General features: G+C 71.9%; 24 protein-coding genes. 12 read left to right on the top strand and 12 right to left on the bottom strand.

Annotation, left to right across the window (positions count from 1 at the left end; genetic code table 11):
- Positions 1 to 241 precede the first annotated feature (241 nt).
- Both ACZ7OO_RS41175 and ACZ7OO_RS41170 read left to right on the top strand, forming a co-directional pair.
- A complete protein-coding gene (locus ACZ7OO_RS41175; RefSeq protein WP_471512535.1) occupies positions 242 to 1,165 on the top strand; it encodes an NADP-dependent oxidoreductase in 924 nt (307 codons plus the stop codon).
- Positions 1,162 to 1,911, top strand: a complete 750-nt coding sequence (locus ACZ7OO_RS41170; protein WP_471512534.1) for a GNAT family N-acetyltransferase — start codon at positions 1,162 to 1,164, stop codon at positions 1,909 to 1,911. The genes ACZ7OO_RS41175 and ACZ7OO_RS41170 overlap by 4 nt, the downstream gene beginning before the upstream one ends.
- On the opposite strand, the gene ACZ7OO_RS41165 is transcribed toward ACZ7OO_RS41170, so the two are convergent.
- Entirely contained in the window at positions 1,872 to 2,315 is a 444-nt protein-coding gene (locus tag ACZ7OO_RS41165) for a MarR family winged helix-turn-helix transcriptional regulator (protein WP_352221787.1), read from the bottom strand. The genes ACZ7OO_RS41170 and ACZ7OO_RS41165 overlap by 40 nt on opposite strands.
- 141 nt (positions 2,316 to 2,456) lie before the next feature.
- Between ACZ7OO_RS41165 and ACZ7OO_RS41160 the strand changes: the two genes are divergently transcribed.
- Both ACZ7OO_RS41160 and ACZ7OO_RS41155 read left to right on the top strand, forming a co-directional pair.
- Positions 2,457 to 3,521 (top strand): ABC-2 transporter permease, encoded by a 1,065-nt coding sequence (locus tag ACZ7OO_RS41160; RefSeq protein ID WP_471512533.1) that lies wholly within the window; start codon positions 2,457 to 2,459, stop codon positions 3,519 to 3,521.
- Between the two features lie 33 nt (positions 3,522 to 3,554).
- Entirely contained in the window at positions 3,555 to 4,340 is a 786-nt protein-coding gene (locus ACZ7OO_RS41155) for a putative protein N(5)-glutamine methyltransferase (RefSeq protein WP_471512532.1), read from the top strand.
- A 242-nt stretch (positions 4,341 to 4,582) separates the two neighbouring features.
- Here ACZ7OO_RS41155 and ACZ7OO_RS41150 read toward each other — a convergent pair whose 3' ends face one another.
- Complete coding sequence (locus tag ACZ7OO_RS41150; protein WP_471512531.1) at positions 4,583 to 6,661, bottom strand: SpoIIE family protein phosphatase; 2,079 nt, start codon at positions 6,659 to 6,661, stop codon at positions 4,583 to 4,585.
- A 275-nt stretch (positions 6,662 to 6,936) separates the two neighbouring features.
- On the opposite strand from ACZ7OO_RS41150, the gene ACZ7OO_RS41145 reads away from it, so the two are divergent.
- The 4 genes from ACZ7OO_RS41145 (at position 6,937) to ACZ7OO_RS41130 (ending at position 10,987) form a co-directional block, all read left to right on the top strand.
- Positions 6,937 to 7,806 carry a hypothetical protein gene (locus ACZ7OO_RS41145; protein ID WP_471512530.1) on the top strand — a complete coding sequence of 290 codons (870 nt, stop codon included), beginning with the start codon at positions 6,937 to 6,939 and terminating at the stop codon, positions 7,804 to 7,806.
- 111 nt (positions 7,807 to 7,917) lie between these two features.
- Entirely contained in the window at positions 7,918 to 8,286 is a 369-nt protein-coding gene (locus ACZ7OO_RS41140; RefSeq protein ID WP_471512529.1) for a hypothetical protein, read from the top strand.
- A 105-nt stretch (positions 8,287 to 8,391) separates the two neighbouring features.
- Entirely contained in the window at positions 8,392 to 10,407 is a 2,016-nt protein-coding gene (locus ACZ7OO_RS41135) for an FAD-dependent oxidoreductase (protein WP_471512528.1), read from the top strand.
- 22 nt (positions 10,408 to 10,429) lie between these two features.
- On the top strand, positions 10,430 to 10,987 hold the full coding sequence (locus ACZ7OO_RS41130; protein WP_471512527.1) for a PadR family transcriptional regulator: 558 nt from the start codon (positions 10,430 to 10,432) through the stop codon (positions 10,985 to 10,987).
- 6 nt (positions 10,988 to 10,993) lie between these two features.
- On the opposite strand, the gene ACZ7OO_RS41125 is transcribed toward ACZ7OO_RS41130, so the two are convergent.
- The gene (locus ACZ7OO_RS41125; protein ID WP_471512526.1) at positions 10,994 to 11,536 is read right to left on the bottom strand and encodes a hypothetical protein; all 543 of its coding nucleotides are present in this window, start codon (positions 11,534 to 11,536) and stop codon (positions 10,994 to 10,996) included.
- A 165-nt stretch (positions 11,537 to 11,701) separates the two neighbouring features.
- Positions 11,702 to 12,664, bottom strand: coding sequence for a fibronectin type III domain-containing protein (locus ACZ7OO_RS41120; protein ID WP_471512525.1), 963 nt, complete (start codon positions 12,662 to 12,664; stop codon positions 11,702 to 11,704).
- A gap of 385 nt (positions 12,665 to 13,049) precedes the next feature.
- Between ACZ7OO_RS41120 and ACZ7OO_RS41115 the strand changes: the two genes are divergently transcribed.
- The gene (locus tag ACZ7OO_RS41115; protein ID WP_471512524.1) at positions 13,050 to 13,736 is read left to right on the top strand and encodes a glycoside hydrolase family 75 protein; all 687 of its coding nucleotides are present in this window, start codon (positions 13,050 to 13,052) and stop codon (positions 13,734 to 13,736) included.
- Between the two features lie 21 nt (positions 13,737 to 13,757).
- Here ACZ7OO_RS41115 and ACZ7OO_RS41110 read toward each other — a convergent pair whose 3' ends face one another.
- Positions 13,758 to 14,519: an SDR family NAD(P)-dependent oxidoreductase gene (locus ACZ7OO_RS41110; protein ID WP_471512523.1), complete on the bottom strand. Its 762-nt coding sequence runs from the start codon at positions 14,517 to 14,519 to the stop codon at positions 13,758 to 13,760.
- A 155-nt stretch (positions 14,520 to 14,674) separates the two neighbouring features.
- Here ACZ7OO_RS41110 and ACZ7OO_RS41105 point away from each other — a divergent pair, with 155 nt between their 5' ends.
- A complete protein-coding gene (locus ACZ7OO_RS41105; RefSeq protein ID WP_471512522.1) occupies positions 14,675 to 15,313 on the top strand; it encodes a TetR/AcrR family transcriptional regulator in 639 nt (212 codons plus the stop codon).
- A gap of 397 nt (positions 15,314 to 15,710) precedes the next feature.
- On the opposite strand, the gene ACZ7OO_RS41100 is transcribed toward ACZ7OO_RS41105, so the two are convergent.
- From ACZ7OO_RS41100 to dhaK, 3 genes are read right to left on the bottom strand one after another with little or no spacing between them, the layout of a single operon-like run.
- Positions 15,711 to 16,121 (bottom strand): PTS-dependent dihydroxyacetone kinase phosphotransferase subunit DhaM, encoded by a 411-nt coding sequence (locus ACZ7OO_RS41100; protein WP_471512521.1) that lies wholly within the window; start codon positions 16,119 to 16,121, stop codon positions 15,711 to 15,713.
- Complete coding sequence (dhaL, locus tag ACZ7OO_RS41095; protein ID WP_471512520.1) at positions 16,114 to 16,713, bottom strand: dihydroxyacetone kinase subunit DhaL; 600 nt, start codon at positions 16,711 to 16,713, stop codon at positions 16,114 to 16,116. The genes ACZ7OO_RS41100 and dhaL overlap by 8 nt, the downstream gene beginning before the upstream one ends.
- 49 nt (positions 16,714 to 16,762) lie before the next feature.
- Positions 16,763 to 17,755 carry a dihydroxyacetone kinase subunit DhaK gene (gene dhaK / locus ACZ7OO_RS41090; protein ID WP_471512519.1) on the bottom strand — a complete coding sequence of 331 codons (993 nt, stop codon included), beginning with the start codon at positions 17,753 to 17,755 and terminating at the stop codon, positions 16,763 to 16,765.
- Between the two features lie 522 nt (positions 17,756 to 18,277).
- Here dhaK and ACZ7OO_RS41085 point away from each other — a divergent pair.
- On the top strand, positions 18,278 to 19,693 hold the full coding sequence (locus tag ACZ7OO_RS41085) for a DEAD/DEAH box helicase (RefSeq protein WP_471512518.1): 1,416 nt from the start codon (positions 18,278 to 18,280) through the stop codon (positions 19,691 to 19,693).
- Between the two features lie 214 nt (positions 19,694 to 19,907).
- Positions 19,908 to 20,150, top strand: coding sequence for a DUF5302 domain-containing protein (locus ACZ7OO_RS41080; RefSeq protein ID WP_471512517.1), 243 nt, complete (start codon positions 19,908 to 19,910; stop codon positions 20,148 to 20,150).
- Between the two features lie 194 nt (positions 20,151 to 20,344).
- Here ACZ7OO_RS41080 and ACZ7OO_RS41075 read toward each other — a convergent pair whose 3' ends face one another.
- The 4 genes from ACZ7OO_RS41075 to ACZ7OO_RS41060 form a co-directional block, all read right to left on the bottom strand.
- Positions 20,345 to 20,524, bottom strand: coding sequence for a hypothetical protein (locus tag ACZ7OO_RS41075; protein ID WP_471512516.1), 180 nt, complete (start codon positions 20,522 to 20,524; stop codon positions 20,345 to 20,347).
- A gap of 248 nt (positions 20,525 to 20,772) precedes the next feature.
- Complete coding sequence (locus ACZ7OO_RS41070) at positions 20,773 to 21,426, bottom strand: LuxR C-terminal-related transcriptional regulator (protein ID WP_471512515.1); 654 nt, start codon at positions 21,424 to 21,426, stop codon at positions 20,773 to 20,775.
- Positions 21,414 to 22,565: a sensor histidine kinase gene (locus tag ACZ7OO_RS41065; RefSeq protein ID WP_471512514.1), complete on the bottom strand. Its 1,152-nt coding sequence runs from the start codon at positions 22,563 to 22,565 to the stop codon at positions 21,414 to 21,416. Before ACZ7OO_RS41065 ends, ACZ7OO_RS41070 begins: the two co-directional genes overlap by 13 nt.
- A 183-nt stretch (positions 22,566 to 22,748) precedes the next feature.
- Positions 22,749 to 23,594 (bottom strand): helix-turn-helix domain-containing protein, encoded by an 846-nt coding sequence (locus ACZ7OO_RS41060; protein WP_471512513.1) that lies wholly within the window; start codon positions 23,592 to 23,594, stop codon positions 22,749 to 22,751.
- Positions 23,595 to 24,102 lie beyond the last annotated feature (508 nt).

The raw sequence follows: 24,102 nt of genomic DNA, 5'->3' as shown, positions 1-24,102 counted from the left end.
AGTGCCGCTCAGGGCGGCAGTACCACCTGCCCGGCGTGGTTCAGCCCCGCGCCGAAGCCGATCAGCACAGCCGAGTCGCCGGGCGTTCGTGGAGTGGGCCGCTCAGGCCCAGGTCAGGACCCCGCTCATTGCGGCCGTATGAACGATCCGCGGGTGCGGGAATAGCGGCCGAGCGATCGTCCTTGGCGCTGAGTGCCGGTACCGGGACACCGGTGACAGCATCAGAGAGCGAGGAAGAACGATGCCCAAGGCGTACGTCTACACCAGGCACGGCGGGCCCGAGAACGAGGCCTTCGCCGATGTGGAGCGGCCCGTTCCCGGCCCCGGTGAGCTGCTGATCGCGGTACGGGCGGCGGGGGTCAACCCCGTCGACTGGAAGCTGCGGAACGGTTTCCGCCGCCCCGGCGAGGGCGAGGCGCGCTTCCCGGTCGTCCTTGGCAGCGAGGCCGCCGGAGTGGTCGAGGAGATCGGCGAGGGCGTGACCGGGTTCGCCGTCGGCGACGAGGTCTTCGGCAATACGCCCGCCGGCGCGTTCGCAGAGTACGTCCTGCTGACGGCGGCCGTGACGGCGCACAAGCCCGCCGCGCTCTCCTTCACCGACGCCGCCACCCTGCCGGTCGCCGCGGCCACCGCCTACGACGGCGTACGCCAGCTCGATCTGCCCGAGGGCGCGACCCTGCTGGTCACCGGTGCGGGCGGCGGAGTCGGCGCGGCGGCCGTGCAGATCGCCCGCGCCTGGGGGCTGCGGGTCGTGGGCGTGGCGAGCGAGGCCAAGAAGGACTTCGTCGAGTCGCTCGGCGCCGTGCACGTGCCCTCCGGCCCCGGCCTGGCCGAGCGGGTGCGGGCCGCCACGCCCCAGGGCGTGGACGGTGTCTACGACCTGGTCGGCGGCGAGGTGCTCGCCGAGGCGGCCGGCCTGCTCGCCGACCGCACGAAGCTGATCACCGCGGGCGCCGCGCCGGACACTGTCGCCGCGCTGGGCGGCAGCCGGGTCGAACGCGCCCGTACCGCCGCGGTCCTCGACGAGGTGGCCGAACTCGTGGTGGGCGGTGAGCTCGACCCGCATGTCTCGCGGACCTTCCCGTTCGACGAGGCCGGTCAGGCGCTGCGCACCGTCGAGGAAGGGCACGCGCGCGGCAAGGTCGTGATCGAGGTCGCCGCATGAGCGTCCCCGTTCCCCGCGAGGGCGCGCCGCACATCCTGGACAACCCCGCCCTCGCCTCGCTCACCGGCCCGCACGCCCTCTTCGCCGAACGGCGCGGACGGGTCCTGCGCTACCCGGTGGACGTCTCTCCGTGGCTGGCCCTCCCCGACGATCCCGGCGCCGAGGACTGGGCCGACCTCGCCGCCCTGGCCGGCCCGGGCGCGGAGATCGGGCTGGCCGGCTTCCGGGGTGAGCTCCCGGACGGCTGGGAACTCACCATGAACATCCCGGGCGTGCAGCTGGTGGACGAGGGCATGGACGCCGTCCCGGAGCCGCAGGCGGTCCGCCTCGGCCCCGCCGACGTGCCCGAGATGCTCGACCTGGTCGAGCGCACCCGGCCGGGCCCCTTCCTGCCCCGCACCATCGAACTCGGCACCTACCTGGGCATCCGCCGTGACGGCAGGCTGATCGCGATGGCGGGGGAGCGGCTGCACCCGCCGGGCTGGACCGAGATCAGCGCGGTCTGCACCGATCCGGCGTACCGCGGCGAGGGCCTGGCGACCCGGCTGATCCGCTCCGTCGCGTACGGCATCCGGGCCCGCGGAGAGACCCCGTTCCTGCACACCGGTGCCGAGAACACCACCGCGATCCGGCTGTACGAGTCCCTGGGCTTCCGCCTGCGCCGCCGTACCGCCTTCCTCGCGGCCCGGGTGCCGCAGGCGCTCGGTCAGTCCTCGCCGGTGTCCGCCGACGTCCCGGCGTTGTAGCGCTCCAGGTATCCGGCGAACCTGACCAGGTCCTCCTCCGGCCAGTCCGCCAGCCGCTCCCGGAACGCGGCCCTGCGGCTGCGTGTGACCTGGGCCAGGATCTCCTGCCCGGCCTCCGTGAGATGCAGCACCTGGACCCGGTGGTCCTCCGGGTCCAGGCGGCGCTCGACCAGCCCCGCCCGCTCCAGCGCCGCCACCTGCCGGCTGACCGTCGACTTGTCCAGCGCGTAGTGCGCGGCCAGGTCGGTCGCCCGGCAGCCGCCGCGCTCCTCCAGATGCCCGAGCAGCGTGTACGACACCAGCGACAGCTCGGGGTGCATACGCCCGGCCGATGCCCGGGCCCGGCGCGCGAAGACCGTCATCTCGCGCTGGATGGTCTCGACGGCCGTCTCCGCCGCCGTCATGGGAGGACCTTCGACGGCGGCACCAGCACCAGCAACACCCTCACGGGAATACCTCCTCCGACGTTCTAGTTGTATAGTACAACTTGAACATGAGTTGTATAAGCCAACCAGTTTGGCCGGAAGGTCTGGAGGTCGTACGCGATGAGGTCACCGGCACTGCGCCATGTGCTCACCCACCTGATCACCCCGCTGCTGATGTGCCTGGGCATGGGGCTGGCGTACATGGGTGCGTTCGTCCATCCGGAGCCCCACCATCTGCCCGTCGCCGTGGTCGGCGCCGGACCGGAGGCGAAGGTGTTCGCGCAGACCGTCAAGGACACCGCGGGTGACCGGCTCGACGTCCGTACCGTCCCCACCCGCGCCGCGGCCGTCGACCTGCTGACGTCCCGTACCGTCACCGGTGCCTATGTGCCCAGCCCCAGGACGCCGGAGCTGCTGGTCGCGAGCGCCGCCTCCGACATGGGCGCCACCGCCGTCGAGAAGGTCTTCACCCCCGTCGCCGCCGAGGAGGGGGTCCCGCTCAAGGTCACCGACGTGGCCCGACCGGTCGCCGACGACCCCACAGGACAGGGCCTGTTCTTCCTGCTCATCGCGGTGAGCATCGGCTCCTACGCCTCGGTCGCCGCCCTCGGCGCGGCCGGCGGCACCCTCCCCATGCGGATACGCGCCCTGCTCGCGCTCGGCGTCTCCGCCGTCGTCAGCGGCATCGGCGCACTGCTCGCCGGACCGGTGTTCCACCTCGCCCACCACGATCTGGCCGGAGTCTGGGGCATGGCCTGGCTCTACTCGGCCGGCACCCTGCTCATCGGCGTCGGCCTGCACACCTTCCTCAAGCGGTGGACCACGCTGGCCATGATGGTGCTGTACGTGATGCTCAACTTCACCAGCTCGGGCGGGTTGTTCCGCCCCGAGCTGCAGAACGGCTTCTTCGGCACCCTGCACGCCTTCTGGAACGGCGCCGGCTTCGTCGAGGGCGTCCGCAGCCTGCTGTACTTCGGCGACGACGGCCTGGGCCGCAACGTGTGGACCCTCGCGGTCTGGCTGCTGGTCGGCCTCGCGGTCACCGCGGTCGCGGCGGCGTACGAGCGGGCCAAGGCCCCCGCCGTGCGCGTGGCCGTAACGGACTCGCCCGCCGCGCTCGCGGCGGAGGAAACGGCAAAAGAGGCAGAGGCGGAGGAAGAGGCCGAGGAGACGGTCGGCGTGTGACCGGCGGACCGGCGGCCGGATAGGCTCTCGGCGATGCTCTCACTCTCCGACACCACCGCCGTCGTCTCCGCGCTGCGCGCCGCGGGCTGTGTCTTCGCCGAGGACGAGGCGGAGCTGATCCTCGCCACCGCCCGCACCCCGGACGAGCTGGCCACGATGGTGGACCGGCGTGCCACCGGACAGCCCCTCGAACACGTCGTCGGCTGGGCCGGCTTCCACGGGCTGCGGGTGCTGGTGGAACCGGGCGTGTTCGTGCCCCGCCGCCGTACCGAGTTCCTGGTCGGCGAGGCCCTGGCCGAGGCCCCGGACGCATCCGTCGTCGTGGACCTGTGCTGCGGCTCCGGCGCGGTGGGCGCGGCCCTCGCCGCCGCCCTCGGGGACGCCGAGCTGCATGCCGCCGACATCGACCCGGCCGCGGTCGGCTGCGCCCGGCGCAACATCGCCCCCTACGGCGGTCACGCACACCTGGGCGACCTGTTCGACGCCCTGCCCGCCGCCCTGCGCGGCCGGGTCGGCATCCTCGCGGCCAACGTGCCCTACGTCCCCAGCGGCGAGGTGGGCCTGCTGCCCGCCGAGGCCCGCGACCACGAGCCGCTGGTCGCCCTCGACGGCGGCGGTGACGGCCTGGACGTGCTGCGCAGGGTCGCCGCCGGGGCCCCCGAGTGGCTGGCGCCCGGCGGCTGTGTCCTCGTCGAGACCAGCGAACGCCAGGCCCAGGCGGCCGTCGAGGCCTTCGCCCAGACCGGTCTGACGGCCCGGCTCGCGGTCTCGGAGGAGCTGTACGCCAACGTCGTGATCGGCGTACGGGACCGGGACTGAGCGCTTCGCCGCAAGCGCCGTGACGTGCCGTCGTCCGGCCGCGGCGCCTTGTGCCGATGCCGCCCCGCGCCCCGGTGGGGCGCCACCGAACCGCAGCCGACTTCGCTCGACCCGCTTAGGTCGTCGCCCCGCTGTCCGAAGGGCTCGGTGACGGTGAGCGGTCGCCCGGGCGGCTGTGGTCGTGCATGCCGCCGCCTCGGCCCAGGCCCATGAAGTCGGTTGATCGCCGTTGACCGCTTCGGCTACGGCAGTTCCTGCGCCCGTGCGATGAGCAGCGCCACGTCGTCGTGGTTGTCGGGGTGGTGCAGCTCCCGCAACAGCAGGTCGCAGACCTCCTCCAGCGGGCGGGCTGGGTCGTCGAGGAGGGCCAGCAGCGCGTCCAGCCGCTCGTCCAGGGAGTGGCTGCGGGTCTCGACCAGACCGTCGGTGTAGAACACCAGCTCGTCGCCGGGCTGGAAGTCCACGGTCGTCGTGGCGAAGGGGATCCCGCCGACGCCCAGCGGCACCCCGGTGGGCAGGTCGAGCAGTTCCGGCGGCCGGCCGGGGCGGAGCCGGGCCGGGGGCAGATGGCCGGCGTTGGCGATCCGGCACTGGCGCAGCCGCGGGTCGTGCACTGCGTACACACAGGTCGCGATGGAGTGGTCGAGGCCCGAGGTGGTCTTGTCCAGGTGCTCCAGCAGGACGGCCGGGTCGAGGCCCAGTGCGGTCAGGGTGGTGGTCGCGGTGCGCAGCCGGCCCATCGTGGCCGCCGCGTTGATGCCGCTGCCCATCACATCGCCCACCACGAGGGCCGTTCTGCCGCCGTCCAGCGGGATGACGTCGAACCAGTCGCCGCCCACCTCGACGGTGGCGCCGGCCGGCTGGTAGCGGGAGGCGACCTCCAGGCCGGTGGTGATCCGGGGGTGGGTGGGCAGCAGGCTGCGCTGGAGGGTGAGCGCGGTGGTGCGGGCGTTCTGGTACCAGCGGGCGTTGTCGATCTGCACGGCCGCGCGGGCGGCCAGTTCCCGTGCCAGCAGCAGATCGTCCTCGTCGAAGGGTGCCGGAGTGCGGGTGCGCTTGAGGTCGAGGGCGCCCAGCACCTCGCCGCGGGCGATCAGCGGCACGGCCAGATACGAGTGCAGCCCGGCCCGGCCCAGCAGCACGGCCGCCTCGGGGGAGCGGGCGATCCTGGGCAGGTCCTCGTCCTTGACGTGCGGCACCAGAACCGCTTCGCCGGTCCGTACGCACTCGGTGACCAGCCGATCGGGGGCGTACCGGGCGACCGTGCCCGGCGGATCGGCCGCCTGGACCGCGTCCGACTCCTGCTCCGCGCGCACGGCGAGAGCGCGGAGCACCGCGTCCTCGGCCGGGCCGAGCGTGCTGCGCCGGCCCTCGACCACCGTGTCCAGCAGGTCCACGGCCGCCACGTCGGCCAGCTCCGGCACGGCGACGTCGGCCAGCTCGGCGGCGGTGCGCTCCAGGTCCAGAGTGGTGCCGATCCGGGCGGAGGCGTCGGCGATCACGGCCAGGCGCCGGCGCGCGTTCTCGGCCTCGACACCGGCCCGGTAAGGCTCGGTGATGTCCACCACCGAGGCCGCCACGCCCAGCACGTTGTCCGACGCGTCCTCCAGGCGGTACACCGACACCGACCAGATGTGCTCCTCGTCCGGGTCGGCCGGCGTACGGCCCACCGTGAACCGGTCGATCACCGGCTCACCGGTGCGCAGCACCCGCAGCGCCGCGGACTCCAGGGCGTCGGCGTCCAGATGCGGCAGCACCTCGCGGGCCGTCCGCCCCACGTGCTCCTCGGCGGCGATCCCGCTGATCCGCTCCAGCGCCGGGTTGACCGAGACGAACCGCAGCTCCGTGTCGAGGACGGCCAGCCCGATCGGCGACTGCTTCACGATCCGCTCGGACAGCGCCACGTCCTGCTCCAGCCGGCGCACCGTCGACTGGTCGGCGGCGAGACCCAGCGCGAACACGTCGCCGTTGTCGTCCATGAGCCGCATGTTGCGGAACTCCACCACATGGGTGGAACCGTCCTTGCGCCGGATGGGGAAGCCGCCCGCCCAGCTCTGCCCGGTGCTCATCACGTCCGCGAACAGCTTGCCGACCAGATCGATATGGCGTTCGTCGACCATCAGCCGGGCCGCGTACTGCCCGAGCGCCTCGCGGGCCGAGTAGCCGAACAGCTCCTCCGCCTGAGGGCTCCACAGCACGATGCGGCCCTTGGCGTCCAGCACGACCGAGGCCACGCCCAGGACGTCGAGCAGTCCGCCCGGTCGCACGGGCCCGCGCACCGGCTCCTCGCCCTCGGCCACCGACGCCTCGGCTGGACTCATCCCACGCACCGCCTTCGAACCTTCGCACGGCACGTCGTCCCCCGTGCCGACTCCCCTTGTTCTATCGCGCTCACACCTGACTCTCCGACGCCGCCGCCGACTTTTTCCACCATCTCTCAACACGGCGGCATCCGTACGGCGAAACGACCACGGGGGCGGCGCGGGCGCGAGTTCACCTCCCCTTTCCGTCGTTGGTCTGTACATGCCTGTCAGGCGCACGCCAGACTGACCGCCGCACGCGCGTCCCACCCCCCTGAACCGAGGAGTAGGCTTCCATGCCCGCGTCCACCCGGCAACGTTGTCGCGCAGGCCTGACCTCCCTGGTCGCCCTCGCCGCGGCCTTCGTCCTCTCGACCGGCACGGCGTCCGCCGCCGACACCTGGAACGAGACCGGCTCCGACCGCGCCGACCCGCTCACCGAGAGCCAGGGCCTGACCTCGGTCGAGGTCCCTGCCAACAGCGCCAACCGCTACACCGGCGTCGGCACCATCCCGCTCAGCGTCTCCAGCCGCGGCTGGAACCACGTCGGCGACCCCGACGAGTCGTACGACGGCTACTACGTCGAGCCGTACCAGGCGGACTCCGGCACCACCAAGATGTACCGGGTGCAGGCCCCCGGCGGCACCTGGTCGGAGTACGTGCACACGCTCGCCTCCGGCGAGGCACTCAACAACTCCTGGGACGCGATCTCGCCCGACGGCCAGTACATGCTCTCCGGCGAGTACGGCACGATGACCCGCTTCCTGGTCTTCCCCACGCCGGGCGTCAACAAGACCACCTCGCCGTCCGCGAACCTCCCGCTGGTGTCCGTCGTCAACCTGGACCACGCCGTGCGTGACGTCCAGGGCTGCGACTTCTCCGGTGCGACCACGCTGCTGTGCTCCTCGGACGACCCGGACGGCAGCCTCTTCGGCTACACCAAGCCGCTCCTGCAGATCGACCTGTCCGCCCAGCCCGGCTCCGCCAACGTCACCGGACATGTCACCGCGCTGCGCCAGCTTCCGCTGCGCAGCTCCTGCTCGGGCACCTTCGAGGCCGAGGGCATCGACTACGACCGGCGCACCGGCACCCTGCGCGTCATCGTGATGTCGCCCGGGTTCTGCATCCTCACGGACAGCAAGACGTACAAGTTCACGCGGGGCTGAGTCCCTTCCCGAGTGGTGCACCACTCGGGAATCGGTGCTTTTCTGTTGGCATGGCGCGGTTCGCGGGGGAACCCGTGACACCGCGCCATTGCCATGAGAGGAGCTATCACGATGGGCCCTGAGCGACTGCACGAGGAATCCGTCTCCCTTGAGATCAGCGGATGCAACAAGGAAGACGCCCGGATCGTGTTCGACACACTGCGCCAGTGCTTCGAGTCCGACCGGGATGCCGAGGACGTGCCCCAGCAACTCCACGAGACACGCCCGATGGTGTGGCTCGGCACGTTCGAGGTCACCGACACCCATGAGTGCGCCCCGCCGCCCCGGCTCTCGGCCTCGGTCGAGGCCGACGCGCAGGGCGGCTACTGGGCGATCGACCGGCTCCGTACGACCCTCGACTCCCTGTTCACGGTACGCAGCCTCTCCTCCGCCTCGGGCGACCAGGAGAAGGAGCTGCACGTCCTGCTCGAAAGCAGGTGAGCGGTGATCTGAGACACGTCACCCAGGAGCCTTTGTGCAACTAGTTGCATAATCCGTGCGCGGTCCTCTAGAACTGGAGCGACGACACCGCGCACGGAGGGCCCGATGAGCCGTTACCCGCATCTGCTGAAACCCCTCGACCTTGGCTTCACCATCCTGCCCAACCGCGTGCTCATGGGCTCCATGCACGTGGGCCTGGAGGAGGCCGAGCGCGGCTTCGAGCGGATGGCGGCGTTCTACGCGGCCCGGGCCCGCGGGGGAGTGGGCCTCATCGTCACCGGCGGCATCGCGCCCAACGAGGAGGGGCGCCCCTACGAGGGCGGCGCCAAGCTCACCACCGAGGATGAGGCCGAGCAGCACAGGGTCGTCACCGAGGCCGTGCACCGCGAGGGCGGCAGGATCGCGATGCAGATCCTGCACACCGGCCGGTACGCCTACCACCGGGACCTCGTCGCACCCAGCCCGCTCCAGGCCCCCATCAGCCCCTTCCCGCCCCGCGAGCTGACCGACGAGGACATCGAGCGGACCATCGACGACTACGCCCGCACCGCCCGCCTCGCCCGGCAGGCCGGCTACGACGGCGTCGAGATCATGGGCTCCGAGGGCTATCTCGTCAACGAGTTCATCGCGGCCCCGACCAACCGGCGCACCGACCGTTGGGGCGGGTCGTACGAGAACCGCATGCGGTTCCCCGTCGAGATCGTCCGGCGGGTGCGCGAGGCCGTCGGCGCGGACTTCATCATCGTCTACCGGCTGTCGATGCTGGACCTGGTGCCCGGCGGCTCCTCCCTCGACGAGGTGATCACTCTCGCCAAGGCCGTCGAGGCCGCCGGGGCGACCATCATCAACACCGGCATCGGCTGGCACGAGGCCCGTATCCCCACCATCGCCACATCGGTGCCGCGCGGCGCCTACACCTGGGTCACCAAGCGGCTCATGGGCGAGGTCTCCGTCCCGCTGGTCACCACCAACCGCATCAACACCCCCGAAGTCGCCGAGGAGTTGCTGGCCGACGGCGGCGCGGACATGGTCTCGATGGCCCGCCCGATGCTCGCCGATCCCGACTTCGTCGCCAAGGCCGCGGCCGGCACGCCCGAGGCCATCAACACCTGCATCGGCTGCAACCAGGCCTGCCTCGACCACACCTTCAGCGGCAGGATCACCTCCTGCCTGGTCAACCCGCGCGCCTGCCACGAGACCGAACTGGTCCTCGCGCCGACCCGGCTGCGCAAGCGCGTCGCGGTCGTCGGCGCGGGACCCGCCGGCCTCGCCTGCGCGGTCTCCGCCGCCGAACGCGGCCACCAGGTCACCCTGTTCGACGCGGCGGCCGAGATCGGCGGTCAGCTGAACGTGGCCCGCAAGGTCCCCGGCAAGCAGGAGTTCGACGAGACCCTCCGCTACTTCCGCCACCAGCTCGCCGCCCACAGCGTGGACGTACGCCTGAACACCACCGTCGAGCCCGAGGACGTCACCGGCTACGACGAGGTCGTGGTCGCCACCGGCGTCACCCCGCGCACGCCCGACATCCCCGGCGCCGACCACCCCCGCGTCCTCGGCTACCTCGACGTGCTGCGCGACGGGGCCCCCGTCGGCGACCGGGTCGCGATCCTCGGCGCCGGCGGCATCGGCTTCGACGTCGCCGAGTTCCTCACCGACGGCGGCGACAAGGCGAGCGAGGACCCGGCGACGTACTTCAGGCACTGGGGCGTCGACATGGACTACCGGGCACCCGGCGGCCTCGCCGCTCCCGAGCGCCCCGCGCCCCCGCGTACCGTCCACCTGCTCCAGCGCAGGACCAGCAAGGTCGGCGCCGGCCTCGGCAAGACCACCGGCTGGATCCACCGCGCCGAACTCAAGCACCGGGGCGTCACCATGGTCCCCGGCGTGCGGTACGACCTGATCGACGACGCCGGGCTGCATATCACCGTCGACGGGGAGAGCACCGTCCTGGAGGTCGACACCGTCGTGCTCTGCACCGGGCAGGAACCGCGCCGGGACCTGTACGAGGAACTGGTGGCCGCCGGCCGCAGCGCACACCTCATCGGCGGTGCCGACGTCGCCGCCGAACTGGACGCCAAGCGGGCCATCAAGCAGGGCACCGAGCTGGCGGCCGCCCTGTAGAGGCCGTCCCTAGGATGAGCCCATGTCACTCCCGCACGCCATTCTCACCGCCCTGCTGGAGAAGCCGTCGTCCGGGCTGGAGCTGACCCGCAGGTTCGACAGGTCGATCGGCTACTTCTGGTCGGCGACGCACCAGCAGATCTATCGCGAGCTGGGAAAGCTGGAGGCCGAGGGCCACATCCGCACCCTGCCGGCCGAGCAGCCGGCCCGCGGGCAGAAGAAGAGCTACGAGGTCCTGCCCGCGGGCCGCGCCGAACTGGCCCGCTGGACCGCCGCCTCCCAGGACCCCAAGCCGCAACGGGACGTGCTGCTGCTGCGGCTGCGCGCGGCGGCGGTCGTCGGCACCGCCGGACTCGAAGCCGATCTGCGCCGCCATCTGGAGCTGCACCGAAGGCAGTTGGCCGAGTACGAGGAGATCCAGCGGCGCGACTTCCCGCCGGGCAAGGACGCCCCCGAGGACCGGCTGCGGCACCTGGTGCTGCGGGCCGGCATCGACCTGGAGACCTTCTGGACCCAGTGGCTCGGCCAGGCCCTCCGGGAGGTCGGCGAACTCCCGGAGACCGAGCTCCCGGAGACCTGAGGGGGGTCAGAGCCGGTACGGCTTGGAGCGCTTGCGCAGGTACCAGCCCGTGGCGATGACACCGGAGCCGACCAGCGCCGCGCCGACGCCCAGCGTGAGCGGGCCGTAGTCGCGCGCCGCACCGCCCAGACCGCCCATCACGCCCCGGGCGGGCGCGGCCGACCTGGTGGTGGAGGAGGTCGTCGGGGCCGCGGCCGCCGAGACGATCACCGACTGGGAGCCCGCCGTACCGCCGTTGGAGCAGACGACGACCACCGTGTAGGTGCCCGGCGACACGCCCGACCAGGCGGCGGACTGGCTCACCGACGTGCCCGCCAGGGCCGCCTGCCGTCCCTGGGCGAATGAGGTCTGGCCGCTGTTGAGCAGCGAGGCGTTGCCCCAGCTGCCGTTGCTCTGCGTGCAGGCGCTGGTGACCACCGAGACCGTGGTACCGGTGGTGCTCACGGAGATGCCCGAGACCGCGGCGGTCGGGCCGGCGAGCCAGGTCGGGAGCGCGGCGGCGGCCGCCAGGGTCAGGCCGGAGCGGAGGAGAAGTCGTGAGATGCGCATGTGGCTGCCCTCCGGCGGCACGGTAGGCGGAACGTCCCTTGCGCCGCCGAGGATCGGAGACTCCCGTGCTGCCTAGGGTCAGCCAAAGCGGCCCCGGCCCGCGTCGCACCCGGGGGCGGCTGACCAGGTGATCTATTCGCCCGTCCGGCCCAGGCCGGGTGCCGGTCACCGCCCCGTCGTCACGGCCCGCTCCGCCGACCACCCGCCCCAGGTCCCGTCCGGCAGCCGCGCCCGCAACCGGGCATGGTGCACGACCCCATGGTCCCGCCCCACATAAAAGCTGTACGTCGAGTGGCCTTTCGGTGGGGTGCCGCCCCAGACCAGCGAGGTCGTCGTACCGCTGTCGAGCCGGATCTGGTACTCCGTGATCACCCCGTCCACGCGCGGCGGATCCCAGGCCAGATCGAGGTAGTACGCCCCGCTCTCCTCATGGCTCCTGACCGTGAACCCGGTCGGTGCGGTGTTCCGGCCGTCGTCGCTGCCCGGGGTGGTGAGACGCACCGCAGCGCCGGCCGGCGAGAGGTTGTCGGCCGCGTCCCGGGCCCGGACGGTGAACACGTAGTGGGCGCCCGGCCGCAGCCCCGTGACCACGGTCGCGGTCTGGCTCCCGCCCACACTGTGGATCTTCGCACCGCCCTGGTAGATGTCGTACGACACCACCGCCCGGTCGTCCTTCGCGGCGCCCCAGGACAGCTGCACCGCACGGCTGCCCACGGCCCGGCCGCCCGGGTGCGCCGGACGCGTAGGCGCTGTGCGGTCCGCCGCGACCACCGCCGGTGTCTTCGCCCGCACCGCACGGCTGCGCGGGCCGCGACTGCCGTCGGCGCCCCGCGCCCGGACGGTGAACGCATACACCGTGGACGGCCTGAGCCTGGTGACGTCCACCATGTGCTGCGCCCCCGGCACTTCAGCGACTTTTGTGGTGCCGCGGTATACCTCGTAGACGCGGATGCCCGAACTGTCCGGCAACGCGTTCCACATCACATGCACGCTCGTCGCGCTCCCGGCCGCCGCGGTGACCCCCGTCGGGGCGCCGGGCAGTCGGCCGCTGTCGCCGTCGCCGGCCCCGTCCAAGGCGCAGGACGTCATCAACAGCAGGGCGCAGACCAGGACGACAACTCGGCGCACGGTTCCGCCTCCCCGGGGACGGCAGCACGGCAAAGGTCCGGACCAATATGACCCGCCTGAGATGCGGACATCAAGGGGGCCGTATTGGAGACGGCGGGCAATGGTTACGTATGCTGAGGGCTCTGCGGCTGAACTTCCTGAGAACGCGGGGGAGTTCGCGCCCGTGGCGCGGAACGCTGTCGTCGCTGATCCCGCGCCGACGCGGGCGGCCGGGGCGACTGGGCTGACACCGGCTCAGCGCCCCGGCCCCTGACGGATTCTCGACGGAGTGTCAGTTCGTTGCTCCGTACGGCCCTGTACGGCCCCCTCTTGCTGGCCCGTCCGCCCTGCCCACACCACATTGGACCGGGTGACTCCATGTCCCCCACCGAGAGGGTCCCTCGCTGTGCGTGTCCAGTCGCTGACGCTGGTCGTGGCCGGCGCCGCCCTGCTCGCTCCGACCACGCTGCCCGCCCCCGCCGCCCCGCTCACCGCCCCGGGAGAAAGGAACAGGATCACCGCCACCGACCTGCTGGCCCGGATGCGTGACTGCACCCAGATCTCCAAGGGCCGCTACCGTACCGATGCCGGAACCGCCGCCACCGTCCCCGTGTGCGGCACCGAGCAGGCCGTCTTCTGGAAGGCCGACCTCGACATCGACTGCGACGGCCGGCCCACCGCCCACTGCAACCGCACCGCCGACCCGGCCTTCTCCGCCGCCACCGCCTTCCAGCAGTCCGACGGCCGCCACCTCGACGCGGAGACGCTGCCCTACGTCGTCGTACCGGGCCCCAGCAGCCGCTGGAACCACTGGGCTTCGGGCATCGAGGGCGGTGCGGTCGCCGCCGTGATCTACAAGGACCGGGTGCAGTACGCCGTCGTCGGCGACACGGGACCGCGCGACATCATCGGCGAGGCGTCGTACGCCACCGCGAAGGGTCTGGGCGTGAACCCCGATCCGCGTGTCGGCGGGGTGCCGTCCGGCGTCACCTTCATCGTCTTCAAGGACTCAGCCATCAAGCCCATCGAGGACCGCGACGCGGCGCAGGAGGAGGGGGAGCGGCTGGCGGCGCAGTTCATCGAGGGCGGCTGACCGGCCACCCCCGGCGGAGGGTCAGACGGCCGCCCAGCCGTTGTCCACCGGCAGGATCGCGCCGTTGATGTTGCCGGCCGCGTCCGAGGCCAGGAAGACGATCGCGGCCGCCTGCTCCTCGGGCTCGGAGACCTGGCCGACGTTGCCGAAGTACGGGCCGAGAGCGGCCGGCCCGTGGGCGCCGTCCGCCAGGTCGATCTGGATCGCGGTCCTGGTGCCGCCGGGCGCGATCGCGTTGGCCCGGATGCCCTGGTTGCGGTACATCACCGCCAGGTTCTTGGTCAGACCGACGACACCGTGCTTCGAGGCCGTGTAGGCCGCGCCGGCCGCGCTGCCTCGCAGACCGGCCTCGGAGGCGGTGTTGACGATCACACCCCTGCCCGCCGCCAGCATGTGCGGCAGCACCGCGCGAGTGAGGAGGAACGGCGCGGTGAGGTTGACCCGTATCACCCGCTCCCACTCCGCGTCGCTCACCTCGCCCAGCGCCGACATCCGGTCCATGATCCCGGCGTTGTTCACCAGGACGTCCACTGCGCCGAACCGGTCCACGGCGGTCGCGACCACCTCGTCGACCACGGACTGCTCGCTGAGGTCACCGGTGACGGCCACGGCCGTACCGCCGGCCTCCTCGATCTCCTTGACGGCGGCGCCCGCGCCCTCGGCGTTCAGGTCGGCGACCAGGACCCGGGCGCCCTCCCTGGCGAAGGCCAGGGCGGCGGCACGTCCGATCCCTGATCCCGCGCCGGTGACGATGACGCCGCGCCCGTCGAGTCCGCTGGCCATGTGGTGCTCCCATCAGGTGGTTCGAGGGCGTCCTGGCGCCCGGTGACGGGCACACCATACGACTTAATGTCGCTCAGTGACATAAAGTCGTGGCGAGATCTTTCCGACGCTTCGGCGAGAATTCCGTGCAGCAGTCGGCGGAAGCGGAGGAACTGATGACCGCACCAGGGGGACGCACGGGGCGCCCGCCCCTGACGGAGGAGCGCAGGGCCGAGACCCGACTGGAGATCGCCCGCGCCGCGGTGGACCTGTTCGTCGTCCAGGGGGTGGCGGCGACCACGGGCGAGCAGATCGGCGAGGCGGTCGGGGTCTCCGCGCGCACGGTGTGGCGCTACTTCCCGAGCAAGGAGGCGTGCGTACGACCGCTGTTCGCGGCCGGCATCGAGGTGGTCGCCGACTGCCTGCGTGCCTGGCGGCCGGGCCGGCCGCTGGAGGAGGCCTTCGAGAGCGCGGTACCGACCGACAGCCGTCTGGTGCGGGGCCCCGACCGCGGCACCATCGGCGCCCTGGTCCGCCTGACCCGCACCGAGCCGGGCCTGCGCGCGGAGTGGCTGCAGACCTACGACGAGGCCGAACCCGCGTTCGCCCGCGCCCTGGCCGAGCGCTCCGGGCTGCCCGCCGACGATCTCCGTCCGACCATCCAGGCGGCCATGTTCAACGCGGCGCTGCGCGCGGCCGTCGAGCACTACGCCTGGCGGGTCGCCGACGGGACGACGGACCCCGCCACGGCGGAGGCCGAACTCACGACGACCCTGCGCTCGGCTCTCGCCCTGGTGGCGACGGGAGTTGCCTAGGGGGTCGGCAGGGGCACTCCTCGCCGCGGAGACCGCGTCGGACTCCTCTGCATCGGTACGGGCGCGCCTGCGTGCTCAGGAGGCGCCTCGACGCGTGAGGGCGGCACGGTGACCTGCCGGAGCCGCCGAGGGAGACGTTGCAGCCGCCGCACGTCCGTGACTTCTGCCCTGAGGGAACCCGGCATCGACACCATCGCCGTGCCGACACGGCATCCGGCCATGCCGCTCGATCCAGTCTCTCGCAGGGAGGTGACCGCCTACCGGCTGCCGCGGTCGGCGGCCGCGAGTTCCTCGACGAGGTCCACCATCGACGCCTCGGGGACTGGTGGCGTGCGATCACGAGGTCCTCGCCATGATCAAGCCCGGCAAGTGTTGACAACGCTCGTGATCGATACGCCTAGACCTTGCGGTAGCTGTAGGCCTCGGCGGCGGCCGCCTCCACCGCGCCGAGGTCGGCGCCCGTGGCCGCCGTCACGACCGCGGCGACCGCGCCCTCGACGAACGGGGCGTCCACCAGGCGGGTGCCGTCAGGGAGTTCGTCGCCCTCGGCGAGCAGCGCCTTCACCGTGAGCACGGCGCTGCCCAGGTCGGTGAGGACGGCGACCCCCGCGCCCCGGTCGACGGACGCGGCAGCGGCGGCGATCAGCTCGGCGCTGGTGCCGAGCCCGCCGCCCTCGGTGCCGCCCGCCGGGGCGACCGGTACCGCCGTGCCGCCGCCCGCCAGGCCCTTGGCCAGCTCGGCGACGGAGGCGGCGACCTCCGCGCTGTGTGACACCAGTACGATCCCGACCAGTTTGTCGTCACTCACCGGCTGCCTCCTGAAGTCCCGCGATCAGCAGCGCCGACGAGGTGGCGCCCGGGTCCTGGTGACCGATGCTGCGCTCCCCGAGGTAGCTGGCCCGGCCCTTGCGGGCCTGCAACGGGGTGGTCGCCTCGGCGCCCTCCTCGGCGGCGGTCCGCGCCGCGCCGAAGCCGTCGCCGAGCGCGTCCACGGCCGGCACCAGGGCGTCGATCATCGTCTTGTCGCCGGGCGCGGCCCCGCCGAGGGCCATCACCTTGTCCACCCCGGCCCGGAGCGCCTCGGCGAGCTGTGTCTCGCTGACCTCGGCCTCGTCACCGAGTGCCTTGCCGGTGCTGCGCAGCAGCGTGCCGTAGAGCGGTCCCGACGCGCCACCGACCGTGGAGATCAGCCGGCGCCCGGCGAGCGTCAGCACGGCACCCGGGGTGTCGGGCGCCTCCTTCTCGATCGCGGCCACCACCGCCTTGAACCCGCGCTGGAGGTTGCTGCCGTGGTCGGCATCCCCGATGGGGGAGTCGAGGGCGGTGAGCCGCTCCGCCTCGCGGTCGACGGAGGAGGCGGTCGCCGCCATCCAGCGGCGGAAGAAGTCGGCGTCGAGCACTGGATCTCCTTGCGTTGCGGTACGGGCGCGGGGCGCTGTTGTCTCTCGCTCACATTCCCCAGCGCAGGGCCGGCGTCTTCACCGGGGCGTCCCACAGCCGCAGCAGTTCCTCATCGACCTGGCAGAGGGTGACCGAGGCGCCGGCCATGTCCAGGGAGGTGACGTAGTTGCCGACCAGCGTGCGGGCGACGGCGACACCGCGCTCGGCGAGCACGCGCTGGACCTCGGCGTTGAAGCCGTACAGCTCCAGGAGCGGGGTCGCGCCCATGCCGTTGACCAGGGCGAGTACCGGGTTGCGCGGCGGCATGTCCTCCAGGACGGCGTTCACGGCGAAGTCGGCGATCTCGCCGGAGGTCATCATCGCCCGCCGCTCCCGGCCCGGCTCGCCGTGGATGCCGATGCCCAACTCCAGCTCGCCCGACGGCAGATCGAAGGTGGGGGTGCCCTTTGCCGGGGTGGTGCAGGCGCTCAGCGCCACGCCGAAGCTGCGGGAGTTCTCGTTGACCTGGCGCCCGATGGCCTCCACCCGCTCCAGCGGCTGCCCCTCGGCAGCGGCCGCGCCGGCGATCTTCTCCACGAACAGGGTGGCGCCGGTGCCGCGCCGGCCGGCGGTGTAGAGGCTGTCGGTGACGGCCACGTCGTCGTTGACGAGTACCTTGCCGACCTGGATGCCCTCGTCCTCGGCGAGTTCGGCGGCCATGTCGAAGTTAAGCACATCGCCCGTGTAGTTCTTCACGATGAACAGGACGCCCGCCCCGCTGTCCACGGCAGCGGCGGCCCGGGCCATCTGGTCCGGAACGGGAGAGGTGAACACCTCACCGGGACAGGCAGCCGACAGCATCCCCGGACCCACGAATCCGCCGTGCAACGGCTCATGCCCGGAACCCCCGCCCGACACAAGCCCGACCTGCCCGGCGACGGGGGCGTCCCGTCGTGCGATCACCCGGTTCTCCACGTCCACGGTGAGATCGGGATGGGCGGCCGCCAGGCCCCGCAGCGCATCCGCCACCACGGTTTCCGGGACGTTGATCAGCATCTTCATGGCTGTCTCCCATACAGCGTAGCAAGTAGTTCTCTGACCGGCATTTTCCCTGTTCAAGCGAGGTGTAACAGGGTGTTGACCTTGGCGGTCCCGGGCGCTTGACGGCGGGTCCCGGCGGTACCGGAGCTGACCAAATGCTGACATAACTGACGGGTCATCAGTCTCCCCGGGTCCCTTGGAGTCGGTGGGCGGGCGTCCTGCTCATCAGTATCGACCTTGCGGCAGCGAAGGTCATGTGCGCTGCGGCTCCCCGTTTCGTCGGCACTGGCCGTGCCGCTGCTCCGGCCGTTCGCGATGCCGCCTCAGGCGGTCACGATCTCGCCGTAGGAAAGCCCCTTTTTGCAGGCAGGTGTGTGGGGCGGTCACCTCGGTGATGCGTCGGCGGATCTCGGTGAGTGTGCTACCGTCGTGCGTTTGCGTGGTCGTCGCGGTGGGCGATTCTGCCTGTTCGGTTCCGTTTGTGCGTGGGCTGTTCAATCCTGCCGGGCCTTCCTCGGTACGTTCCTCTGCGGAAGGCTGTTCATGAAGCATCCCGATGACTCCGGCATCGCTCACGGCGGTCCCGCCCAGCCCGAGGCCACGACCCCGGCGCTGCCCCCGGCCGTCTCCTTCGCCGGTCTTGAACTGCCGGTCGAGGTGGTGCGGACACTGAGCGGACTCGGGGTGCGTGAACCCTTTCCGATCCAGGCCGCCACACTGCCCGATGCCCTGGAGGGGCGCGATGTCCTGGGACGCGGGCGCACCGGATCGGGCAAGACGCTCGCCTTCGGCCTGCCGCTGCTGACACGTACGGCCGGGCGGCGCGCCGAACCCAAGCAGCCCCTCGCTCTGATCCTTGTGCCCACCCGGGAGCTGGCCCAACAGGTCAGCCAGGCGCTGGCGCCGTACGCCGAGGCACTGCGGCTGCGGATGGCCACGGTCGTCGGCGGCATGTCGATCGGCCGGCAGGTCGCCGAGCTGCGTCAGGGAGCCGAGGTGGTCGTCGCCACCCCCGGACGCCTGCACGACCTGATCGAGCGCAAGGCCTGCCGCCTGGGACGGGTGAGGATCACCGTGCTGGACGAGGCCGACCAGATGTGCGACTTGGGATTCCTGCCGCAGGTTGTCGACGTCCTCGATCAGGTGCACCCCGACGGTCAGCGGATGTTGTTCTCGGCCACTCTGGATCGCGACGTCGACCAGCTGGTCCGCCGCTACCTCCACGATCCCGTCGTCCACTCGGTCGACCCGTCCGCCGGCACGGTCACGACGATGGAACACCACGTTCTGGTCGTCCACGGCCCTGACCGCTACGCCGTCACCACGGAGATCGCCGCCCGCGAGGGCCGCGTACTGCTGTTCCTCGACACCAAGCACGCCGTCGACCAGCTCACCCGGCATCTGCGGGCCAGCGGCGTGCACGCCGGGGCCCTGCACAGCGGCAAGTCCCAGCCACAGCGCACACGGACCCTGGCGCAGTTCAAGAACGGCCAGATCACCGTTCTGGTGGCGACCAATGTCGCGGCCCGTGGCCTGCACGTCGACGACCTCGATCTCGTGGTCAACGTCGACCCGCCCACCGACGCCAAGGACTATGTGCACCGGGCGGGCCGCACCGCCCGCGCCGGTGAGTCCGGCAGCGTGGTCACGCTCGTGCTGTCGGCCCAGCGCCGCGAGACGAGCCGAATGATGGCCGGGGCCGGTATCGAGGCAACCGTCACCAAGGTGCGCTCGGGCGAGGCGGAGCTGAGCCGGATCACCGGAGCCAAGGCTCCCTCCGGGACCCCGCTCGACGGCGGGCCCGCCGTCCCCCGACCGAAGAACAGCAATGCTCCCTTCCGCGGCCTCGGCACCAGCAAGGACACCTCCCGCGGCGCCGGCGGCAAGTCCCGAAAGGCCGGCGAGGCCCGCAAGCTCGCCGAGGCCCGCAAGGCCGCACTCGTGCGTCGCAACGGCTGAGAGGCATTGCCCTGGCGCTGAACGTCCCGGCCACGGGATCGACAACCCTCGGCCCGCCCCGAAGCCCGTCCTGTGCGCCTCACCTACGACGTGAACGCCCTTGCCGGCGAGAGGGATACTCGCCGAAACGGAGCAGGACGATGTCGCCGGCGCCCCGCACTGCGCCCGGCATGACAAGCTGTGCCTGCACACCCCCCGAACCCAGGAGGTCACCATGACCGCAGAGCCCGTATCTACGGAAGGTTCGGAGCCGGCTGACCCCGAGACGTCCCCTCTGGCGCCGGACAGCGACGGCAACTACGACCTCAAGCGCAAGTTCCGCGAAGCCCTGGCGCGCAAGCGCGGTGCGCAGGCGGACGCCGCCGATGTCGCCGCCAACCCCGATGCGTCGAAGGTGCGTGCGGCGCACGGCCCGGCTGCGAGCCAGCGGTCGTTCAGGCGTAAGAGCGGCGGCTGAGTCGATCGGTCCCGCGGTCCGGCCGCTTTGCCGGCACTCTGCCCGCTGTCCACTCGCGCGCCCCGTGCGGTGGCCCGCAACGTGCGCAGGCCCGTGTGGGCGTTGCGGGCGAGGCGTAGCCGGCGGTCTCGCCCGTGGGAATGGCCCAGCTGCGGCCGGCTCGGGTCGTTGGCGCCGCCGCACTGGAATTCCGGTCAGGACGCCCGGTCGCCGACACCGCACGCTGGCCAGCACGTGGCTGCCGGTACCCGGTGCGGCACCAGGGCGGTGTCGTAGTGGAGTTGGTCGAGGTGGCCGGTGAAGTAGCGGTGGCAGGCGGCGACCGCTTCGCGGCGGGTGGCGGGTAGCTGTTCGGCCGCGGCCCGCGTGGTCATCTCGACGTCGAGTCGGAGTGCCCGCCCGGACGATGCGATGTCGAGCTGCAGCGCACGGGCGAGGCGCGGCCGCTGGCCCCGCCGGGGACCACGCGGTCTACCGGATCGTGCAGGAGGCGCTGACCAACGGAGCCGGTGGCTTCATCGGCGCCTTCGCCGCCAGGACGGGATCGTGGCGGCCGTCCCTGCCCTGATCGGTGGTCGCGGCCCCTCCCTCTGCGCTCCGTCCAGGTGCCTCGGTGCAGCGCTCACGGCTGGGGCGCGTGGGCCAGGTAGGCGAGGACCGCCAGGACCCGGCGGTGGCCGCTGTCGCTCGGCGGGAGGCTGAGCTTGAGGAACACGTTGCCGATGTGTTTGTGGACGGCGCGCTCGGTGACGACGAGGGTCCTGGCGATGGTCGCGTTGTCGTGGCCCTCGGCCATCAGCGCCAGCACCTCGCGCTCGCGGGGCGTGAGCGAGTCCAGCGGTGAGTCCTTGCGGCGGGTGAGGAGTTCGGTGACCACCTCGGGGTCCAGCGCGGTACCGCCGGCGGTCACCCGCTCCAGCGCGTCGAGGAACTCGTCGACCCGGCCGACCCGGTCCTTGAGCAGATACCCGATCCCGCTGGTCCCGCCGCCGAGCAACTCGCCGGCGTACGACTCCTCGACGTACTGCGAGAGGACCAGCACCGGCAGCCCGGGCAGCCGCTCGCGGGCCTCCAGCGCCGCCCGCAGCCCCTCGTCACGGAAGCCCGGGGGCATCCGTACGTCGACCACGGCCACGTCCGGGCGGTGCTCCAGGAGCGCGGGCATTATCTCGGGTCCGCTGCCCGCGACGGCCAGGACGTCATGTCCGGCCGAGGTCAGCAGCAGGACCAGCCCTTCCCGCAGGAGGGCGTTGTCCTCGGCGATCACCACACGCACGGCAACTCCACTTCGATCACGGTCGGCCCCCCGACCGGGCTGGACACCTCCATGCTTCCGTCGAGCGCGGCAACCCGTCGCCGCATGCCGAGCAGCCCCGACCCGCCGGTCTCGTCGGCGCCGCCACAGCCCTCGTCCTGGACCCGCACACGCAGCCCGCGCCGCACCCGGACGAGCCGGACCTCGGCACGGGACACCCCGCTGTACTTGGCGACATTGGTCAGCGACTCGGCCACCGCGAAGTAGGCGGCCGCCTCCACCGCGGCCGGCGCGCGCACGCCCTGACCCAGGCCGTCGTCGTCCACGGCGACCTCCAGAACGCTGCCCGCCGCCAGTGCCCGCACCGCGCCGGTGAGGCCGCGGTCGCTCAGGATCGGCGGATGGATGCCGCGCACCACCTGCCGCAGCTCCGTCAGCGCCTTCTCGGCCTGCTCCTGGGCCTCGTCAAGGAGTCGGAGACCGGTGTCGCGATCACCGCCGTAGGCGCGCCTGGCGAGCCCGACGCGCATGGACAGCGCCACCAGTAGCGCCTGTGCCCCGTCGTGCAGATCCCGCTCGATCCGGCGCAGTTCGGCCTCGTGCGCGGCGATCGCGTCGGCGCGGGTCGCGGCCAGTTCCTGGACCCGGGCCGCGAGGTGCGCCTGCGGCGATGGCTTGAGCAGCGCGGTCGACCAGTCGGCCTCCAGATCCGCGAGCCGCACGATCAGCGGCAGTACGACCGCCTCGCGGCGCAGGAGCCCGCACCACACACCGTCGACGACCAGCCCCACCGGCCACAGGGGCAGGGCGACGCCGAGCAGCGCGCCGTAGAACCAATAGGCGGCCATCCACCGCGCGTCGGTGCGCGTGCCGGGATCCCGTACGGCCATGACCACGCGCTCGCGCACCGTCCCGGTCAGGGGCTGGTACACCTCGGGGATTTTCACCCCGGTCCAGGCGGCGGTCAGGCTCCGCTTGGCCCCCGCGATCCGCCGGATCAGCAGCACCGTCTCCGGCAGCAGCCAGACACCGACGACCACCGCCGAGCCGATCGCCGTGATCAACAGGACGGTGACGAAGATCCACATTCCGAATGCCATCGCGGCGGCCAGAAAGAGATGGGCCGTGGCCCACCCGGCGCGCCGCACCGATTTCCACATGAAAGGAAGCTAAAGGTTTTGCTTGAGTTACGCAAGTTTCTGTTCGGCGGTGGGTCCGGCCCGTGAGACGTCCATGCGGAATCCCGGTCGACGCGACACCGCTCGGCGGCATCCTCGTCGACGGCGGTGTCTGCACGGCCGTCCGGGACCCGTGAAACGCCCGCAGGACGGCTGACGTCTGCGTCAGAGCCTCTCGACCAGGCTCTGCGTGCCGAGCACCGAGATCAGTTCGAGTTTCTCGGCGGCCTCGGTACCCGGCTCGGCCGAGTACACGAGGATGTGCAGATCGTGGTGTTCGACCCGGAGCTGGTCGCAGTCCAGCGTGAGCGGGCCCACCTGCGGATGCTCGATGGTCTTGCGCGACGCCTCGAGCCGGCCGACGACCCCTGCGTCCCACAGCTCGGCGAACCGCTCGCTCCCGGTGCGCAACTCCACGATCAGGCGTTGTAGTTGGCGGTCGGCCGGATAGCGGGCGGCCGTCGAGCGCAGCTCGGAGACCAGGCCGTTCTCGAAGGCACGCCGCTGCTCGGGGGTGTGCCGCACCCGGGTCGGCCGGCCGAGGAAGTTGCGCCACACACCGTTGCGTTCGAAGCCGCGGAGACCGGACGGATCGCCCATCAGCGCCGCGTACATCGGGTTGGCCACCAGCAGGGTCATGGCCGCGTCGGAGACCGCGACCGGAGTGCCGGCCAGCCGGTCCAGCAGCCGTTGCACGCTGGGCGTGATGTACCCGGGAACCACGTCGGGGCCCGGCGGCACCAGCCCCGCCAGCCCGAACAGGTAGGTCCGTTCGTCCGCGGACAGCCGCAGTGCCCGCGCCAGCGCCTCGACGACCTGGACGGACGGATTGGCCGCCCGGCCCTGTTCCAGGCGCGTCACATAGTCGACCGAGATCCCGGCCAGCAGCGCCAGCTCCTCGCGCCGCAGACCGGCCGCGCGCCGCTGGCCGCCGGCCGGCAACCCGGCGGTGTCCGGGGCGACCCGGTCGCGCCAGCGCCGTAGCGCCTGTCCGAGTTCCGTCGCCGTCATGGCCCCAGTCAACACCGCCGGCCGTGGATGTGCCTGGTACCCGCAGTCATAGGCTGCCGGGTCCGCCACGCCACCCTTACCCTGGTCAGCGCGTTGAACTGCTCTGTGCGCACCCACTGGGTCGAATCGGGGTCGAATTGGGTGGGCAGGTCATTCCACGGACCTTCTCACCCTCACGCCGCGGTGGTTAGCCTCAAGCTGCTTCTGAGTCTTGCACAGGAGGGGTCGTTGGGGTCAAGTCCGGATCGGCGCTGCTGAACTCTGCGTTTCCGGGCTGGACCGTTCATGCGGAGGCGAAGAGTCCCCCGAAGGTGGTCACCGTGACACCGTGACACCGTGAACGGCGACCGGCGGGTGCGCGTACGTGTCCCACGTCTCGGTGAACTTGGCATGCCGGCACAGGGCCTGGACAGTGAAGTCTTCTCGGCAACGTAACGGTTACGGTGCGTGATGGTGTTGGACGGTGGGATGGTGACTCGGCGTCAGGCATGAGTGAAGCCCCTGGTAG

Source organism: Streptomyces sp. NPDC111744, assembly GCF_055634995.1.
This window is presented reverse-complemented; position numbering and strand designations above follow the sequence as displayed.

Coding starts and splice junctions, on each gene's coding strand:
- ACZ7OO_RS41175 (WP_471512535.1), top strand. CDS start 242: ATGCCCAAGGCGTACGTCTACACCAGGCACGGCGGGCCCGAGAACGAG.
- ACZ7OO_RS41170 (WP_471512534.1), top strand. CDS start 1,162: ATGAGCGTCCCCGTTCCCCGCGAGGGCGCGCCGCACATCCTGGACAAC.
- ACZ7OO_RS41165 (WP_352221787.1), bottom strand. CDS start 2,315: ATGACGGCGGCGGAGACGGCCGTCGAGACCATCCAGCGCGAGATGACG.
- ACZ7OO_RS41160 (WP_471512533.1), top strand. CDS start 2,457: ATGAGGTCACCGGCACTGCGCCATGTGCTCACCCACCTGATCACCCCG.
- ACZ7OO_RS41155 (WP_471512532.1), top strand. CDS start 3,555: ATGCTCTCACTCTCCGACACCACCGCCGTCGTCTCCGCGCTGCGCGCC.
- ACZ7OO_RS41150 (WP_471512531.1), bottom strand. CDS start 6,661: ATGAGTCCAGCCGAGGCGTCGGTGGCCGAGGGCGAGGAGCCGGTGCGC.
- ACZ7OO_RS41145 (WP_471512530.1), top strand. CDS start 6,937: ATGCCCGCGTCCACCCGGCAACGTTGTCGCGCAGGCCTGACCTCCCTG.
- ACZ7OO_RS41140 (WP_471512529.1), top strand. CDS start 7,918: ATGGGCCCTGAGCGACTGCACGAGGAATCCGTCTCCCTTGAGATCAGC.
- ACZ7OO_RS41135 (WP_471512528.1), top strand. CDS start 8,392: ATGAGCCGTTACCCGCATCTGCTGAAACCCCTCGACCTTGGCTTCACC.
- ACZ7OO_RS41130 (WP_471512527.1), top strand. CDS start 10,430: ATGTCACTCCCGCACGCCATTCTCACCGCCCTGCTGGAGAAGCCGTCG.
- ACZ7OO_RS41125 (WP_471512526.1), bottom strand. CDS start 11,536: ATGCGCATCTCACGACTTCTCCTCCGCTCCGGCCTGACCCTGGCGGCC.
- ACZ7OO_RS41110 (WP_471512523.1), bottom strand. CDS start 14,519: ATGGCCAGCGGACTCGACGGGCGCGGCGTCATCGTCACCGGCGCGGGA.
- ACZ7OO_RS41105 (WP_471512522.1), top strand. CDS start 14,675: ATGACCGCACCAGGGGGACGCACGGGGCGCCCGCCCCTGACGGAGGAG.
- dhaK (WP_471512519.1), bottom strand. CDS start 17,755: ATGAAGATGCTGATCAACGTCCCGGAAACCGTGGTGGCGGATGCGCTG.
- ACZ7OO_RS41085 (WP_471512518.1), top strand. CDS start 18,278: ATGAAGCATCCCGATGACTCCGGCATCGCTCACGGCGGTCCCGCCCAG.
- ACZ7OO_RS41080 (WP_471512517.1), top strand. CDS start 19,908: ATGACCGCAGAGCCCGTATCTACGGAAGGTTCGGAGCCGGCTGACCCC.
- ACZ7OO_RS41075 (WP_471512516.1), bottom strand. CDS start 20,524: ATGACCACGCGGGCCGCGGCCGAACAGCTACCCGCCACCCGCCGCGAA.
- ACZ7OO_RS41065 (WP_471512514.1), bottom strand. CDS start 22,565: ATGTGGAAATCGGTGCGGCGCGCCGGGTGGGCCACGGCCCATCTCTTT.
- ACZ7OO_RS41060 (WP_471512513.1), bottom strand. CDS start 23,594: ATGACGGCGACGGAACTCGGACAGGCGCTACGGCGCTGGCGCGACCGG.